This window comes from Maribacter sp. BPC-D8 (genome assembly GCF_035207705.1).
Lineage (GTDB): Bacteria > Bacteroidota > Bacteroidia > Flavobacteriales > Flavobacteriaceae > Maribacter.
This window is the reverse complement of record NZ_CP128187.1, coordinates 260245-278376: the sequence shown is the minus strand read 5'-3', so window position 1 is coordinate 278376 and position 18132 is coordinate 260245. Positions and strand designations below refer to the sequence as shown.

Annotated in this window: 14 protein-coding genes; 9 read left to right on the top strand and 5 right to left on the bottom strand. The window is 34.3% G+C overall.

Features of this window, described 5'->3' with window-relative positions; translation table 11 throughout:
• Entirely contained in the window at positions 1–1533 is a 1533-nt protein-coding gene (gene guaA, locus QSV08_RS01130) for a glutamine-hydrolyzing GMP synthase (protein ID WP_324025802.1), read from the bottom strand.
• A 74-nt stretch (positions 1534–1607) separates the two neighbouring features.
• Between guaA and QSV08_RS01125 the strand changes: the two genes are divergently transcribed.
• Together QSV08_RS01125 and QSV08_RS01120 are read left to right on the top strand one after the other, a co-directional pair.
• Positions 1608–2333 carry an SIMPL domain-containing protein gene (locus QSV08_RS01125; protein WP_324025800.1) on the top strand — a complete coding sequence of 242 codons (726 nt, stop codon included), beginning with the start codon at positions 1608–1610 and terminating at the stop codon, positions 2331–2333.
• Between the two features lie 365 nt (positions 2334–2698).
• On the top strand, positions 2699–3244 hold the full coding sequence (locus QSV08_RS01120; protein WP_324025798.1) for a pyridoxamine 5'-phosphate oxidase family protein: 546 nt from the start codon (positions 2699–2701) through the stop codon (positions 3242–3244).
• Here the strand turns inward: QSV08_RS01120 and QSV08_RS01115 are convergent.
• On the bottom strand, positions 3241–4617 hold the full coding sequence (locus QSV08_RS01115; protein WP_324025796.1) for an ArnT family glycosyltransferase: 1377 nt from the start codon (positions 4615–4617) through the stop codon (positions 3241–3243). The two genes, QSV08_RS01120 and QSV08_RS01115, sit on opposite strands and share 4 nt — an antisense overlap.
• Complete coding sequence (gene bshC / locus QSV08_RS01110) at positions 4618–6222, bottom strand: bacillithiol biosynthesis cysteine-adding enzyme BshC (RefSeq protein WP_324025795.1); 1605 nt, start codon at positions 6220–6222, stop codon at positions 4618–4620.
• Positions 6223–6393: 171 nt separating this feature from the next.
• Here bshC and QSV08_RS01105 point away from each other — a divergent pair, with 171 nt between their 5' ends.
• From QSV08_RS01105 to QSV08_RS01085, 5 genes are all read left to right on the top strand, one after another.
• Positions 6394–8847 carry a M14 family metallopeptidase gene (locus QSV08_RS01105; RefSeq protein ID WP_324025793.1) on the top strand — a complete coding sequence of 818 codons (2454 nt, stop codon included), beginning with the start codon at positions 6394–6396 and terminating at the stop codon, positions 8845–8847.
• An 8-nt stretch (positions 8848–8855) separates the two neighbouring features.
• Positions 8856–9050, top strand: coding sequence for a DUF4177 domain-containing protein (locus QSV08_RS01100; RefSeq protein ID WP_282075962.1), 195 nt, complete (start codon positions 8856–8858; stop codon positions 9048–9050).
• A 242-nt stretch (positions 9051–9292) separates the two neighbouring features.
• Positions 9293–11656 carry a DUF2339 domain-containing protein gene (locus QSV08_RS01095; protein ID WP_324025792.1) on the top strand — a complete coding sequence of 788 codons (2364 nt, stop codon included), beginning with the start codon at positions 9293–9295 and terminating at the stop codon, positions 11654–11656.
• A complete protein-coding gene (locus QSV08_RS01090; RefSeq protein WP_324025790.1) occupies positions 11640–12866 on the top strand; it encodes a DUF3999 domain-containing protein in 1227 nt (408 codons plus the stop codon). The genes QSV08_RS01095 and QSV08_RS01090 overlap by 17 nt, the downstream gene beginning before the upstream one ends.
• Positions 12867–13081: 215 nt before the next feature.
• Positions 13082–14038, top strand: coding sequence for a lipid A deacylase LpxR family protein (locus QSV08_RS01085; protein WP_324025788.1), 957 nt, complete (start codon positions 13082–13084; stop codon positions 14036–14038).
• Between the two features lies 1 nt (position 14039).
• On the opposite strand, the gene rimO is transcribed toward QSV08_RS01085, so the two are convergent.
• Positions 14040–15344: a 30S ribosomal protein S12 methylthiotransferase RimO gene (rimO, locus tag QSV08_RS01080; RefSeq protein WP_324025786.1), complete on the bottom strand. Its 1305-nt coding sequence runs from the start codon at positions 15342–15344 to the stop codon at positions 14040–14042.
• Between the two features lie 51 nt (positions 15345–15395).
• Here rimO and QSV08_RS01075 point away from each other — a divergent pair, with 51 nt between their 5' ends.
• Both QSV08_RS01075 and QSV08_RS01070 read left to right on the top strand, forming a co-directional pair.
• A complete protein-coding gene (locus QSV08_RS01075) occupies positions 15396–16586 on the top strand; it encodes a serine hydrolase domain-containing protein (RefSeq protein ID WP_324025785.1) in 1191 nt (396 codons plus the stop codon).
• A gap of 77 nt (positions 16587–16663) precedes the next feature.
• Positions 16664–17266 (top strand): NAD(P)H-dependent oxidoreductase, encoded by a 603-nt coding sequence (locus QSV08_RS01070; RefSeq protein ID WP_324025783.1) that lies wholly within the window; start codon positions 16664–16666, stop codon positions 17264–17266.
• Between the two features lie 12 nt (positions 17267–17278).
• Here the strand turns inward: QSV08_RS01070 and QSV08_RS01065 are convergent, their stop codons facing one another.
• On the bottom strand, positions 17279–18124 hold the full coding sequence (locus tag QSV08_RS01065; RefSeq protein WP_324025781.1) for a metallophosphoesterase: 846 nt from the start codon (positions 18122–18124) through the stop codon (positions 17279–17281).
• Positions 18125–18132: the final 8 nt, after the last annotated feature.

Below are 18132 nucleotides of genomic sequence, written 5' to 3'. Positions count from 1 at the left end.
CTATTCCCATTCTATTGTTGCTGGTGGCTTTGAACTTATATCATATACGACACGATTCACCCCAGGGACTTTATTAATAATATCATTTGATGTTTTTTGTAGAAACTCGTATGGCAAATTCACCCAATCGGCTGTCATACCATCTGTACTTTCTACAGCTCTAAGCGCTACACATTTTTCATACGTACGCTCATCACCCATTACACCAACACTATTTACAGGCAGTAACATAGCACCTGCTTGCCATACTTTATCATACAAGTCCCATTTTTTTAATCCGTCAATAAAAATAGCATCTACTTCTTGTAGAATAGCTACTTTCTCTGGAGTGATATCTCCAAGAATACGAATTGCCAAACCAGGACCAGGAAAAGGATGTCTACCCAACAATGCCTTGTCGATACCCAAGCTAGCTCCTACTCTTCTAACCTCATCTTTAAATAACATTTTCAAAGGCTCTACCACTTTCAATTTCATGTAATCTGGCAAACCACCTACATTATGGTGACTCTTTATGGTTTGTGACGGACCACCGGTTGCTGATACAGATTCGATAACATCAGGATAAATTGTACCCTGTGCCAACCATTTTGCATTTTCAACCAAATGCGATTCATCATCAAAAACTTCTATAAATACACGACCAATTGTTTTTCTTTTGGTCTCTGGATCACTCTCACCAGCTAAATCATCCAAAAAACGTGCCGAAGCATCTACACCTTTTACATTTAAGCCCATACCCTCGTATTGCTTCAATACATCGCCAAACTCGTTTTTTCTTAAAAGTCCGTTATTTACGAATATACAATGAAGGTTTTTGCCTATTGCTTTATGTAATAAAACTGCTGCAACGGTAGAATCTACTCCGCCAGACAATCCTAAAATCACCTTTTCATCGCCAATCTTTTCCTTTAACTCTGCTACCGTTTTATCCACAAAAGCATCGGGAGTCCAAGTTTGTTCCATTCCGGCAATATTTACCAAAAAGTTCTCCAATACTTGTTTTCCATCCTTTGAGTGATATACTTCTGGGTGAAACTGAATTGCATAGGTTTCTTCCCCTTCAAACTTAAAGGCTGCATTCTCCACATCATGGGTACTTGCCAATAAGGTCGTATTCTCAGGTAGGTGCTTAATAGTATCTGCATGGCTCATCCACACTTGGCTACCTGTACTTACTTTATCAAAAAATGGTTCGTTCTCCTTTATAAAGCTAAGGTTGGCACGACCATATTCTCTTGTATTAGATTTCTCTACACTACCGCCGTGAAAATGTGCTAAATACTGTGCGCCATAACAAACGCCCAATAATGGTTTTTTACCACGTATTTCGGACAGATCCGGGTGAACGGCATCTTCGCCCCTAACCGATAAAGGAGATCCAGAAAGAATCACCGCTTTATACTCAGAAAGGTCTTTGGGTAGTTTATTATAAGGTTTAATTTCAGAGAAAATATTTAGCTCACGTACGCGTCTTCCAATCAATTGGGTGTATTGTGAACCAAAATCTAGTATCAGGACTTTATTTTGCATGGGCAAAAATAGCAAATTGGCGGTTCTTGAAAAGGATCTTTTGTTATATTTAAACTCTATTTTAAATATTTTTCATGAAACACGTTAGTGCATTAATTTTTGGAGTAGCAATTGTTATCGCTGCTTATTTTTTGGGTAACGCATATATACAAAGGGCGAACCCGCCACAAATGATTTCTGTTACCGGTTTAGGTAATGAAAATTTCACTTCTGATCTTATTGTTTGGGAAGGTCAATTTTCTACAAATAGTACCGTATTAAAGACAGCTTTTGATCAATTAAATAGTGATAAAGAGGTCGTTCGCCAATATTTAACCTCAAAAGGTATTGATGCGAGCAGTATAATTTTTAATAGTGTACAAACTACCGAAATGCGAGATAACCAATATGAAAATGGAAATTACGTTGGTAGTATTTTTAGAGGTTATCAATTAATTCAAACTTTAAAAATAGAATCTGAAGATGTTGCCTTGATTGAAGGTGTTTCGCGAGAAATTACAGAATTATTGAATAAAGGGGTGCAGTTCAACTCGTCACCACCAAGATATTACTACACCAAATTAGCCGACCTTAAAATTGAAATGATTTCGAAAGCTACCGAAGATGCTAGAATACGTGCTGAAAAAATAGCTGAAAATGCAGGCAGTAATTTAGGTGATTTGGTTTCTGCTAACATGGGCGTTTTTCAGATTACAGGTCAAAATTCTGGTGAAGATTATAGTTGGGGAGGCGCTTATAACACCTCATCTAAAAATAAAACAGCATCTATTACCATGCGCTTAGAATATAAAGTGAAGTGATAGTACTACTTTGATCAATGTCATTTACTGATCAGGTAAAGAATATATTAAATATAAAAGCCCGGTAATCACCCGGGCTTTTCAATCAACTAATTATCAAACCGAATACTTAAAAAATCTTTTTCATAACAATCTGTATTCAAACACTAAGTCGATACTTATCTTTTCACCTTACATTTATTTTAAAAAAAAAAGCTCAGGAACCACCCCGAGCTTTCACATAAATCAAAAACCAAATTCAAACCAAAGCTTAAAAATTGAACCTAATCAATTTCCTTTTCACAGCTATTACTTATATAACAACCAAACTCTCTTTTACCCTACCACAAAATCTATTTATTTTTACCTTTAAATAAATCACCTGCATGATCAATTCATTTTTCAAAGAATTAAGTACTGAAATACACAACGGAGTTAATGAAAGAGAACACCCGTTCAGGTTCATTACCATGGCGACAGTCGGCAACGAAACGGTAGCTCGTTTGCGTACCGTAGTGCTTCGTGAGGTTAGCGATGATTTACGTTTAACGATTTATACAGATAGCCGTACCGAAAAGATGAAACATATTGCAGCCAATAATCAAGTTAGCTTTCTTCTATATCATCCTGAAAAAATGCTACAACTTAAAGTGGAAGGAACTGCCCAAATAGTAACAAATAAGGATAGAATACAATCAACATGGGAAAATATTCAACCGAACAGCAGAAAAGATTACATCACCCAAACTAGCCCAGGTAGCGCTATTAAAAACCCTGACCATGTGGAATATGTTGAAAACGAGAACTACTTTACGATAATCGATATTATTCCATCAAAAATTGAATACTTAAAACTTCAACGACCTAATCATATTAGAGCTCTATTTACAAAGATTGATGATAAGTGGAATGGGGAATTTTTAATTCCTTAATCTATATAGAAATATAGATTTTCTTTTTCTTTTCCAAAACCAATTAGACTATCTACAGGTGTGGTTTGTTTTACTTCGGATGGATTAATCGTAATTGAAATTTCCCTTTTATGTTTCAGTTCTAAAGCTGATAACGAATAATCATCTGCAGAAAGTATTATTCGTTCAGGATGTAGTAATCGCACATTACCGGCATAAGTTACATTAGGAAGCACCCATTGATATTCATCATAATTCTTGTTCAACGTATTAGCTATTGGCTCAAAACCAAAATGAACAGATGAAGGTATGTTCAATAGTTTCTCAACTGGTGTTCTTACTGTTTGAACAAAAATTACGGCTATAAAAATCCAATACCCTAAAGACACCAATTTCGCTTTCTTTTTAAATTTAATAGTCTCTATTAGTAGTACTACAAAAGGAATAAAAAGCGGAAGTAACCACCTCGTCTCTACTTTCTGACTTTGAAAAACAAGAAAAAATAAACCTAACACTAGTAATTGCGCCAATAGCATTTTAGCAAACCAATTTAGCTTCCGCTTATTGAAACTCACAGTTTTTGAGAAATAACCTAAACCTACAATTATAAGAAGTGGAAACATCAAGGCGAACAAGCCTTTTAAATAAATTAAAATGGGAAACAACGAAAATCCCGATTCTGCTTCTTCTATGCCTATTTTCTCTTCTACGCTAGATGCTAAAAAAGATTGAAATTCGTCAGGACCTAACAACCAATAGACATGTGGAGCTACTAATAAAACAGAAATAAAAACAGACACCAGTATCTTGGGGTTGAAAACTATAGCTCTTAATTCTTTATCCAACAAAGCAACCAAACCGAAGGTTACCAGAAAAAATGCATAATTGTATTTAGACATCATACCTATACCCACGACAAAGCCAAGTAATAGATAATTAAAAATTGTTTTACCCTGAACCAATAGTTGTATACAATAATAAGACGCAACAATACTTAAACACAGTAAACTGGTATGCGAAAGCCTTCGGAAGGTAAAGTCGATATACACAGGTATGAAGACCAATGCCAAAACAGCCAATTTAGATGCATCAGCGTCTTTAATTCTTAGTCTAGAAAATCGATACAGCATTAGTAATGTACCTGCAAATAATAGCCCTCTAAGCATAGAGAATGCTATTTTACCAACACCAAAGATAGAATGGAGACCATACTGCAACCAAGTATAAAGTGGTGGCTGATCGTCATAACCCCAGCGAAACCACTGCGAGTAGTATGCCTGCTCAGCGTCTTCTAACTCTAAGGCACTTTTAAAAAATGTAATTAAGGTTATGGCTAAAAACGATAATACAGCAAGTACGGTTATCTTATTTAGAGATACGTTCTTGCCTATCATTTATTTTTGGGTGATTACGGTAAAACTTAAATCTAACGGATCTAAAGCCTCAAATAACATTGGCACTAAATCTTCGCCATACGCTAAATAAAACTCTGAAAAATTTAACTGACGTTCTTGAAGCGATAGGTTTGGGAACATTTCATTCTGCAGCTCTGTCATTCGAACTACGTGATCTTTTAGTTTTCTTTTCTGCGCTTGTAACAATCTCTTTTCTAAAGCATCTAAGCCTTTCTTTTGCTTTACCTCTTGTGCTTTTACAGCTCCTAGAAATGACTTATCGGTCTTTTCGGTAAGTGCGTACAAATCTTTAAATTGCTCTTCTAACAATTTCTTTTGTGGAGAAAAATCGATGTCGATATTAGATATTTCTCGAATCTTTTTATTGATAAGACTGTTTTGCTTTAAGAATATGTCAGACTTAGAAATATTCATTCGCTCTAACTTTTCGGCTTGTTTCTCTGTAATAATTAAAGCAGAATTTCTAACTAATAAAATTGGAAAAGGAACATTCATTGCTTCAAAAGCCGCCTTCAATTCTAACCAATACGCAATCTCTCCCCCACCGCCTATGTAACATAAGTTTGGTAATATCACTTCTTGATATAATGGTCTTGCGATTACGTTGGGCGAGAAGCGCTCTGGGTGAGCATTCATCTCGTCTATCAACGCTTCTTTAGTGAAAGAAATATTTGTTTCATTTACAATGTACTTCTCTTTACTTTCTATTATTCTTTCGCGAACACCCTCTTTTAAATAGAAATAATTGATTTCTCTCGGATTTACCTGCACCGGATAATCAGATGAAATTTCTTCTATTTCTTTAATGGTTTCTGATACTTTTTCGAACGCTGTTTGCTCAAAAATATCTTTCTTCATGTACGGCACTAGCGTCTTTTTCAAGTCGATATCATCACCGTCAACAATAACCAATCCGTAGTCCTTAAAAATTTCGTTTGCCAAAAACCGGGTTGCATCTGTTAGGTTATCATGTTTCAGATATGCGTTTTCAAACAACTCTTTTAGCTTTTTGGCATTGTTACTGTCGCCAATGGTTTTAGAGTATAATGCAAAAACTTCTTCCAATCCTTCGGTAGGTAAATGCCCAACAGCACCAGATGCTTCTTTATTCCATTGAAATTTTAATCCCTTGAAATTAAAATAATTGATTTCGTCAAAATCGTGATCTTCTGTAGCCATCCAATAAATAGGCACAAAATTGCTATCTGGATATTCCTTCTTTAACTGCTTCGTCAAGTTAATCGTAGAGATAATCTTGTATAAAAAGTATAACGGACCCGTAAAAAGATTTAACTGATGCCCCGTAACTATAGTAAAGGTATTTTTTTCTTTTAACAGCTCAATATTAGCCGCTGTACTTTTAGAAGTATCGGTGTTTCTATACTGATTCTGCATTGAAGAATACAGCACATCTCTTTGAGCTTGGGTAAAATGCTTCCCTTTCTCTTCAATTTGTCCTTTAAATCCGTCAACATCGGGAAACCTATTGTACAAGGTGTTAAGCTTGGGATCCTTTGCTGTATAATCGCAAATTAATTTCGAAAAATAGCCCGTTTTTTCTAAGGGTAAACAATCAATATCCATATAAAAAGTAAATACTTGGTAAATATAAAACCCTTTCGTTTTACATTTCCTAAATATAAGTTAATTACGGTTAGTATTAAATACCTGATTACTCGTCAAAATACAATCTAAATCAGGTACTTTTTGCATTTATTTTAATAGATTTGACTGACTCTCAACACAAATAACTATATGAAACTAATTTTACGCTACGCATTACTTTTTGTTCCACTTTTAAGTTTAGCCCAACTAAAATCTCCTTCAGAATTTTTAGGTTATGACTTAGGTACACAATTTACAAGACACCATGAGGTTGTTGATTATTATCAATATTTAGCTGAGGCTGAACCGCAACGCATGACGCTTATTGAATATGGTAAAACCAATGAACGCAGACCGCTAATATTGGCAACCATTTCTACAAAAGAAAATATGCAAAACCTTGATAGTATTAGAGAAGAGCATATGAAAGCCTTAAATGGAGAAGGTTCACCAGACAAAGCTATTGTATGGCTTAGCTACAATGTTCATGGTAATGAAAGTGTTAGTACAGAAGCCTCTATGCAAACCATTTATGACCTATTTACTAGCAAAAGCAGTTATCTAGAAAACACAGTGGTATTAATAGATCCTTGTATTAACCCAGATGGTAGAGATCGTTATGTAAACTGGTACAACCAATTTAAAAACTCACCGAATCAAGTGGATCCTAATAGCAAAGAGCACCATGAAAATTGGTGGAGCGGTCGTAGTAACCACTATATGTTCGACCTAAATAGAGATTGGGCGTGGCTTACACAAGTAGAAAGTCAGCAACGTTTAAAGCAGTTTAATAAATGGTTGCCTCACGTGCATGTAGATTTTCATGAGCAAGGTGTCAACAACCCTTATTATTTTGCACCAGCTGCCGAACCTTTTCATGAAGTAATTACAGATTTTCAAAGAGAATTTCAAGAAACTATTGGTAAAAACCACGCTAAGTATTTCGATGAAAACGGATGGTTTTATTTTACAAAAGAAGTATTCGACTTACTATACCCAAGTTATGGTGACACCTACCCTACCTATAATGGTGGTATTGGTATGACTTATGAACAAGGTGGCGGAGGTCGTGGTGGTCTTGGTATTACTACCAGTATTGGAGACACCCTTACCTTAAAAGATAGAATTTCTCATCATCTAACTACTGGTTTGTCTACCGTAGAAGTGGCGTCAAAAAATGTATCTAAATTAAATGACGAGTTTAAGAAGTTTTATCAGAATAAAAATTTCAAATACAAAAGTTATGTATTGAATGGTAACCCAGATAAATTAGAAGTTTTAGCTAGTTTATTAGATAAGCATGAAATAAAATACCAAGCTGGTACTAATAGCACGGTTAAAGGATACAGCTATACAACCGGAAAAACAGGATCTTTAAAAAGTACCGACCAAAGTTTGGTAATCTCATCAAATCAGCCGAAAAGTACTTTGGTAAAAGTTCTTTTCGAACCTATGGCTAAACTAAGCGATTCTGTTACTTATGATATTACTGCATGGTCTTTACCTTATGCTTACGGATTAGATGCTATTGCCAGTGAAAGTAATTTCAGTGGTACTTCTGCTGCACCTAAAAAGCCTGTGCTTAAAAATATAGATGCAAATAAGTATGCTTATTTGGCGGACTGGAATAGCATGAAAGATGCTCAATTTTTAGCTGAATTATTACGTAACAAAATACGCGTTCGTTATGCACACAAGCCTTTTACTTTAGATGGTATATCTCATGAGCGTGGTACATTGATCATTACAAAAAGTGATAATAAGCAATTGAAAAACTTCAATGAAATTTTGACTACTGCATCTACCAACCATGCTAAAGAATTAATTTCTACCAATACAGGCTTTGTAGAAAGCGGTAAAGATTTTGGTTCAGGTTATGTTGATGTTATTCAGAATTTGAATATTGCTGTACTTTCTGGCGAACCTACTTCTACCCTTCGCTTTGGAGAAATATGGAACTTTTTTGAACAACAATTAGACTACCCTATTTCTGTATTAGACGAAGATTATTTTGCACGTGTAGATCTTGCCAAATATGATATATTAATTTTACCTGACGGATGGGGATACAATAGTTTTCTGTCTACAAGCATTAAAGAAAAAATTAAAGATTGGGTAAAGCAAGGTGGAAAATTAATTGCCATGGGTGGTGCAATTGACGGTATAACAGCTTCTGATAAAGACTTCGCTCTTAAAGAAAAAGAAATTAAAAAAGACTCTTCAAATAGAATAGAATCTTTTGAAATTTCAGAAAGAGAACAAATCAAATCAGCTATTACAGGCGCTATTTTTAAAGCAACGGTTGATAATACAAATCCGTTAGCTTATGGCTACAGCGATACTTATTTCACCCTTAAACTTGGGTCACGATCATATAACTATTTAGAAAATGGCAGTGCAGTGTATTTAAGCGAAGGCAACAATATACCCGTATCTGGATTCGCAGGTAGCGAAGCAAAGAAAAAAATTGCTGAAACTTTAATTTTCGGAACCGAAGATATGGGTCGCGGTCAAGTAATATACATGGTAGACAATCCGCTTTTTAGAGGTTTCTGGGAAAATGGAAAACTATTTTTCGCTAACGCTTTATTTATGGTTAACTAGAAAACAGCATGAAAGAATATAAAGTCGAAACGCTAATTTTCTATTCAAAACTAACTTTTGACAGGTTTCATTTAGCGAAGTCATCAAATAAAGAAATTCAAGAAAAACTTGATGAGTATGCAAAAAATGGCTGGCGTTTGGTTTCTACCGACACTTCTAATTTTGGAGCGGCAATGTATATTTATTTATATTTTGAAAAGTAAATAACCTCGGTACAAAACTGCTAAGCATTGAATTGAAAATTTAATTGAAATTTCGACAAAAGCGTCTAAACATTTAAATCTCGATTATAGCGTAAAATCATATTATTTAGATATCCCTGAAATAGCAAAAATCGTTTCAGGGATATTTTATTTTAAAGCTACACCAACCTACCCCCAACATATTCACATCTTTTGCGTTTAAACTAGAAGACCCAAACCATTTAGGTTAAAAACCACCATCAATGCCGAACAATCAAGACCAAATAAATAACCTAATGCAAAAGTTAGAACTGCTTTTAAAAAAGCAGCAAGACTTTAATATTGAGGTAAATGAAATTCGCAGAGATATTCAAATTCTCAGAAATACTCAGGCGATAAAATTCAACGAAGATACTACCGACCAAACAACTAAACCTCAAGAAGTAAGTATTGAAAAAGAGGCTGCAATAATCGAAAGAGCCGTAGAAATTGAAACTCCCGCTCCTACTCCAATAGAATTTGCTTCTGTACAAGAAGAACCTAAAACCATTTCTGAAAAGAAAATAAAATTACCAAAAGGTAAATCTAATCTTGAGAAATTTATTGGCGAAAATCTTATTAATAAAATTGGGATTCTTATTACGGTAATCGGGGTTGGAATTGGTGCAAAGTATTCTATCGAAAACAACTTAATTAGTCCGCTAACCAGAATTATACTTGGGTATTTGGTAGGTATTGGTCTATTAGGATTCGGATTTAAGCTAAAAGCAAAATACCTAAGCTACAGCGCAGTTCTAGTTAGTGGCGCTTTGGCTATTCTATATTTCTTAACCTATATCGCTTACGATCTTTATGGGTTATTTCCGCAGATGGTAGCGTTTGGTATTATGCTATTATTTACTGTTTTCGGGGTCGTAGCCGCAATAAGTTACAACAAGCAGATTATTGCTCATATTGGTCTAGTAGGGGCTTACGCCGTACCTTTTCTTTTAAGTAATGATTCTGGCAATGTTACTGCACTATTTAGTTATATCGCCTTAATTAATATCGGTCTCTTAGTTATTTCTTTTAAAAAATATTGGAAAGCACTTTACTACGTAGCCTTTGCATTCACCTGGCTTATTTATGGGTCTTGGTATTCTTTCTCTAGTTACGATGAAGATTTCTCTATTGGTTTTGGCTTTTTAACGCTATTTTTCACATTGTTCTACGCTACGTTTTTAGCGTTTAAATTGATAAAATCTGAAAAATTTCAAGTTGCAGATATTATTCTGATTATGCTAAATTCGTTCATATTTTACGGCTTTGGTATTGCCTGGCTCTATGATTATGAAGGCGGAGAGTTTTATCTAGGTTTATTCACCCTATTGAATGCACTTATTCATTTTGTAATAACGGTAATTATCTTCAAAAGAAAATTAGCTGATCGAAAGCTATTCTTTTTGACATCTGGGTTTGTACTTACATTTATTACTATAGCCGTACCTGTACAATTAGATGGCAATTGGGTAACACTATTTTGGGCTTTCGAAGCCGCGCTACTATTTTGGATCGGGCGCACCAAAAAAGTCAAATTCTATGAATACCTTTCATATATATTGGTTTGCCTAGCATTTTTAAGTTTAACGATGGATTGGGCAGCAAGCTACTCGTATATGAATACCGCAGATGAATGGAGCTTATTATTAAATACTACCTTCATGACCTCGATACTTTGCGCAGCAGTCTTCGGATTCATGAATTGGATTCAAATAAAATTCGACACTAGCAAACCTTCAGTAGCTCAAAAAATAATGACATTTGGTATTCCTGCTTTATTTGTAGGTACACTCTACTTTGCCTTCTTTCTTGAAATTGAACAGTATTGGAACAATTCCTTTCAGTTATCCAAAATAGACATATCGAGTACTTCTGGCGAATACCCTGAATATAATTATAACCTTAAAGATCTTGAAGATCTTTGGCTAACATTGTATACCATGTTTTTCATTAGCGTTTTAAGCTTTATAAATATTATAAAAATTAAAAACAAGGTTTTAGGAATAGTTGCCCTAGGCGCTGCGCTTTTAGCAACTTTATTGTTCCTTACAAACGGACTTTACACCTTAAGCGAACTACGTGAAAATTATCTTTCGCAGCAGCTTTCAGAATTTTACAATGTAGGAGCATATAATATTTACATGCGCTATATTTCATTTGCATTTCTGGCATTTCTATTACTCGCCATTTATAAATTGGCACAACAAGAGTATTTAAAATTCAATTCTAAAATGCCATTTGAAATTTTAATGCATACCGCAATTATATGGGTAACAAGTAGCGAACTGCTAAATTGGATGGATATATCTGGGTCTGAACAATCTTATAAATTAGGACTTAGTATTCTATGGGGTGTTTACGCTTTACTACTTATCGCTTTAGGTATTTGGAAAAAGAAAAAATACCTGCGAATTGGTGCTATTATACTATTCTCCATTACATTAATTAAGTTGTTCTTCTATGATATTTCATCATTGAATACTATTTCTAAGACAATCGTATTCGTATCATTAGGTGTCTTATTATTGATTATTTCATTTCTTTACAACAAATACAAATACATTATTTCAGATGAGACTGAACAATAGCTTTTTAACAATTCTTGCCTTTTTAACGATTTCAATTTGTTTCGGACAGATGAATTCTTATTCTAAAAAAATAGAATTAAAAGGTATAGATAGCCTTTGGCATAACATCGAATTACCAAATGAGGTGTTTGAAGATGTAAATTCAAACTTGAGCGATATTCGTATTTATGGCATTACAAAAAATGACACTATTGAAGCTCCGTACCTTCAAAAAGTGTCAAAAGCAGAAGATGCAAATTCTCAGATATCATTCAATCTATTTAATAGTGTCAATAATTCAAAAGGTTATTTCTACACCTATGAGATTCCACAGAAAGAAACTATTAATGAGATTCTACTAAACATAGAAGATCCCAATTTCAATTGGGAAATTACGCTTGAAGGTAGTCGACATATGAAACAGTGGTACACTATTCTAGAAGACTATCGCATTTTATCTATTAATAATGACCAGACAAATTATTCGTTTACCACGTTGAAGTTTCCTGATGCAAGCTTTAGATTTTATAGAGTATTAATAAAAAGTAAAGACAAACCAAATATAGCATCTGTAAGTATTTTTAAAAAGGCTAAAAAGCCTGCCGAATATCGCAATTACGATGTACAGTCTTTTACCGTTTCTCAAGAAGATAAGAAGACCATTATAGATATCGATTTAAAAAATCGTGTACCTCTAAATTTACTAGAACTGACCGTTGATGATAAAATCGATTACTACAGATCAATTTCTATTCAGTATTTGGTTGATAGTGTAAAGACCGAAAAAGGTTATTATCAAAATTACAGTCCTTTAGCTACAAAGACTCTATCTTCAATGGAAGATAATAGTTTTCAATTACCTGGTACGCTAGCACAAAGACTCCGTGTTATTATTTTAAACAATGATAATCAGGCTTTAAAAATATCAGATGTAAAACTTAAAGGATACCTGCATACGCTGACCACCCGTTTTACAGAACCAGCTAACTATTTTTTAGTTTACGGCAAGCCGTATGACAATTTCCCCAATTACGATATATCAAAAACTACGATTTCTTTACCAGAAAATATTACAAAACTAGATTTTGGGAGCGTAGTAGAAATACCTAAACCAGAAATTGAGACAATCAATCCTATTTTCGAAAATAAATGGTGGCTGTGGGTTATTATTGGTGTTGTAATCGCTTTGTTAGGCTATTTCACCATTGGGATGATGAAGAAGGAGCTTTAGTTGTTTTTCAAAACATTTACTTTCTAGAGTGGATACAACTGATTCCTAAAATCAAGTATCAACAAGTTACTTAACTAAGGTCAAACAAATCTTTCTGATCTGGGAATCAATTACTAAACCCTTGTTATTTAAATTATGATATGATGTAAAATCGCTGAATTCATTTAACACCCAAACAAATAAAACCTTCATAAAATTTCATCGTAAGTAGTGTGATGAAATATTACATTCTAATTCTATTCGTATTACCAACGGTTCTTTTAAGTCAAAAAATAGACCATCTAGCCTCCTTTAGAGATATGGGTAGCGAAAACTATTTCCGGTTTAATTATGACAATGATTTTTTCGCTGCATCAGATAAAAATTACACGCAAGGTTACAGTTTTGAATACGCGAATAATGGCTTAGCCAAGAATCCAGTAAATTATATTTTCATCAAGCCAAAAGCTAATCACTTCACTTACGGATTAGCATTAGAACATATTGGCTACACTCCTAGCGATTTTGTTAGTCCCAATATTCAAATTGATGATAGACCTTTTGCTGTTGCTATATACCTTAAGAGTTTTATCATTGCAACAGACACCATTTCTAAATCAAGGTTATCTCAATCGTTAAGCTTGGGGATTATTGGTCCCGGTGCTTTTGGAAGAGAAATGCAAACAGCTATTCATAGATTAATAGAAAATAAAACTCCCGGTGGATGGGATAATCAAATTCAAAATGACCTAGTATTGAACTATAAAATTGGTTATGAGAAGCAAGTCTTCAATTTTAAAGATATAGCTAATTTACAGACCATAACGTCATTGCAACTAGGAACACTATTTACAAATGCATCTATCGGATTTAATACCACAGTCGGACTTTTAGATAATCCGTTTTCTAGAAATAGTACACCTTCGAAGTTTAAATTTTATGCTTTTGCACAACCAACCGTCAATGTAGTTGGTTTTGATGCCACCTTGCAAGGCGGCATTTTTACCAATGATAATCCGTACACCATTTCTTCGAAAAATATAGAAAGGTTAACCGCACAAATCGACTACGGACTCATACTCAAATACAGAAAATTGTATTTAGAATATAGCCGAACAATGATTACCAAAGAATTTACTTCTGGTAATACAGCCAATTGGGGTGGTTTTAAAGCGGGATTTTTATTTAATTAGATTATACAACAGGCTCACCATAAAGGTCAAAGTCAGCTGCTTCTGTAATTTTAATATCTACAAACTCACCTTGCTTCACATAATGCTTAGCTGCATCTATTAAAACCTCGTTATCAACATCTGGAGAATCAAATTCTGTTCTTCCAATAAAGTAGTTACCTTCTTTACGATCTATAATACAACGAAAAGTCTCCCCTACTTTCTTCTGGTTCAATTCCCAAGAAATTTGAGATTGAATTTCCATGATGATGTTAGCACGCTCTTGTTTCACTTCTTCTGGTACATCGTCTTCTAAAGAAAACGCATGTGTGTTTTCTTCATGACTGTACGTAAAGCAACCTAAGCGCTCAAAACGCATAGCAACTACCCAGTTTTTAAGAATCTCGAAATCTTCTTCAGTTTCACCAGGGTAACCAACAATCAACGTGGTTCTAATAGTCATTTCTGGTACGGCAGCTCTAAACTCCTTCAACAACTTAGTTGTTTTAGCTTCAGTAGTACCACGACGCATACTTTTAAGAATACGGTCAGATATGTGCTGTAACGGAATATCTAAATAGTTACAAACCTTTGGTTCTCTATTCATTACATCTAACACATCCATCGGAAAACCTGCAGGAAATGCGTAGTGTAAACGTATCCATTCTATACCTTCAACCTTTACTAACCCTTCCAAAAGTTCGGCAAGATTTCTTTTCTTATATAAATCTAACCCGTAGTAGGTTAAATCTTGAGCAATTAAAATAAGTTCTTTTACACCTTTGGCAGCTAACTTTTCAGCCTCGGTCACCAAATCTTCAATCGGAGTACTTTTATGCTTACCTCTCATTAGCGGAATTGCACAAAAAGAACAAGGTCTATCACAACCTTCAGCGATTTTTAAATATGCGTAGTTTTTAGGTGTAGTGGTTAAACGCTCACCTATTAACTCGTGTTTATAATCTGCCCCTAGTGCTTTCAATAAACCTGGTAACTCGCTGGTACCAAAGTATTCGTCTACATTCGGGATCTCTTTCTGCAAATCTGGCTTGTATCGCTCACTTAAGCAACCAGTAACAAAAACTTTATCTACGACACCATCTTCTTTCTTTTGAACATATTCTAAAATGGTATTAACACTTTCTTCTTTTGCATTTGCAATAAAGCCACAGGTGTTAATTACAACTATGTTTCCTTCTTCTTCATGCACAACTTCTTTGTTGTTAGCCTTTAACTGGCCCATGAGTACTTCAGAATCATAAACATTCTTTGAACAACCTAGTGTTACTACGTTGATTTTGTTCTTCTTAAGGGTTTTTGTCCTCATAATTTAAATTGGGGTGCAAAAATACGATTTGGGTATTTAAAAACGTTAGATATGGACAAATTTACTTGTAATCTTTATTTGATTACAGTTTATCAATACCCAAATCTTAAATTAACCATGAAATTCTCCCAATATTTCAGGCTACTTGCCCTATCAATTATTTTAGCTTCGTGCTCAAGTGATTCTGAACCTACTTCAGAAACTGGCAAAAGTGGCATACCACCCGAGATGGCACCATTACCGACAGAAACTTATTTCCCTCCAATTTCGAGAGCCAACGAGTGGGAAACCATATCTATGGAAACATTAGGTTGGAACGAAGATCAAGTAAGCAACTTATATTTCTTTTTAGAAAATAATAACACCGACGCTTTTATTATTCTGAAGGATGGTCGAATAGTAATCGAAAAATACTTTGGTGATTTTAAGTCTGATGATAATCATGCATGGAATTCTGCCGGAAAAAATTTAACGGCAATGCTTACTGGTATCGCTCAAGAAGAAGAATACTTTGATATTACAGATGCTACATCTACATATTTAGGTGAAGGCTGGTCGAACATGCCTCTAGAACAAGAATTGAATATCACCATAAAAAATCAATTGACTATGACTACCGGTCTAGATTATACAGTCGATGATATTTTTTGCACTGATTTAGAATGCCTATCATATTTAAATGACCCTAGCACTTTTTGGTATTATCATAATGCACCTTATACGTTATTAGATGATGTCATCGCCAACGCGACCGACACTGATTTTAACTCTTATTTTTCTAAAAAAATTAAAGAACCAATTGGCATGCAAGGCTTATTCATTAAAGTAGGCTATAACAATGTATTCTATAGTTCGGCGAGAAGTATGGCACGTTTCGGAATTTTAAACTTAAATCAAGGTAATTGGGACGGAACCTCAATTCTTTCTGATCAGAGTTATTTTAATGCAATGACAAATAGCTCTCAAGATTTAAATCTTTCTTACGGATATCTGTATTGGTTAAATGGTAAAAGTAGTTTTAGACTACCAAGTACTGTCGAAGAGTTTACTGGTAGCCTAATACCCAATGCACCTGCAGATATGTATGCAGGCTTAGGATTAAATGACCAAAAACTTTATATGGTACCAAGCTTAGATTTGGTCGTTGTACGATTAGGTGGTACTAGCAACGAAGAACTTTTAGGTCCTTCTAATTTCGACAATGAAATATGGGAGCTGATCAATGCTATAATCGAAAATTAACTGATATTATTAAAAATAAAAAATACTATTTTAAGTTATATAAACTAGAAAAATAAGAATAGCTAAATAAAGTAAATATGGATTTTAAACATTTTGCAGAAAATAGGTACACAACTCAAAAATACGATGTAGACCGAAAAATCTCTAATGCAGATATTGAAGATTTAAAGCATATTTTAAAATTAAGTCCCTCTTCTATAAATAGCCAACCTTGGTTGTTTACATTAGTTTCCAATGAACAGGTAAAAAGTGACTTAGCTAATGCTTCATATTCCAATGCCTCTAAGATTAAAGATGCTAGTCATCTTGTAGTATTCAGTGTAATGGATAATCTTGAAGAGTTTGAAAAACGTGTTGAAGAAAATTTACTTGAAAACTCTATTAAGTTTTACAAACAATATATAAAAACGCAATCAAAAGAGAAAACGGTTAACTGGTTATCTCACCAAGTTTATATTACGTTAGGATTCTTTTTAGCCGCATGTGCATCTATGGAAATAGACTCCACTCCTATGGAAGGTATCGACGTTGCAAAATATAAGAACATACTTAATATTAAAGATTACAAGGTTTTATTTTCAGTGGCAATAGGCTACCGTGATGAACATGATAATACGCAACCGAATTTAATAGGCAAATCTAGATTGTCTACAGATGAAGTAATTCAGTCTATTGATTAACTAAGTAATTTACTAAACTTCCTTAGCCAATTCAAATATGGTAATTTCTGGTCTTACGTTAAAACGCACTTGACGCAAACAACCTAAGGCACTATTTATATATAGGGTTCTACCATCTTTTAAATCTTTTATACCGGCATCATAATTTTTATTTTTTACCGGTAATATTAATGCAGGCAGAAAAGGTGGTTTTACTTGTCCGCCATGGGTATGACCAGAGAGTATCCAACCTTTAAAATTATTCCAGACAGGCAGATCACATACATCCGGATTGTGACATAGGGTAATATTTGCTTTCTCAGGATTATATTTTGCAGTAGCTTTTTCAGGATAAAAATTACTACCCCAAAAATCATCCATCCCAAGAAAATTGAGTCCGTTAATTTCTAAGGTATCATTTCGTAACATGGTCACCCCTACATCTTCTAGACTCTTCGTGATTTTTTGTGCGACATCATCCTCTACAAAATCGATTCCGTAGTCGTGATTACCCAATATACCGATAGTACCCAACGAGCCTTTAACCACAAATTTGAACACCTCTTGCAATTGGCTTATTTGCTCATGGTCTTCATAGGTAACATAGTCTCCGGTATACACTACAAAATCAGGATTCAATTCTTGGGCTTCTTTAAATGAATCTATGATATATTGATAATCAAAAGAATTACCAATATGCACATCACTTATTTGCATTACTGTTTTACCGACAAGTGAATCTGGTAAGTTCTTCAAAGGCATTTTTATATGAACAAACTGCATCCAAAAAGGTTCTATTTGCCAACTGTACAATCCTGTTACCAAACCTAGCCCAGCTACCCACCGAAAAGTCTTTTTGAAAAAGCTCCGTCTTTTCATTTCAAGTA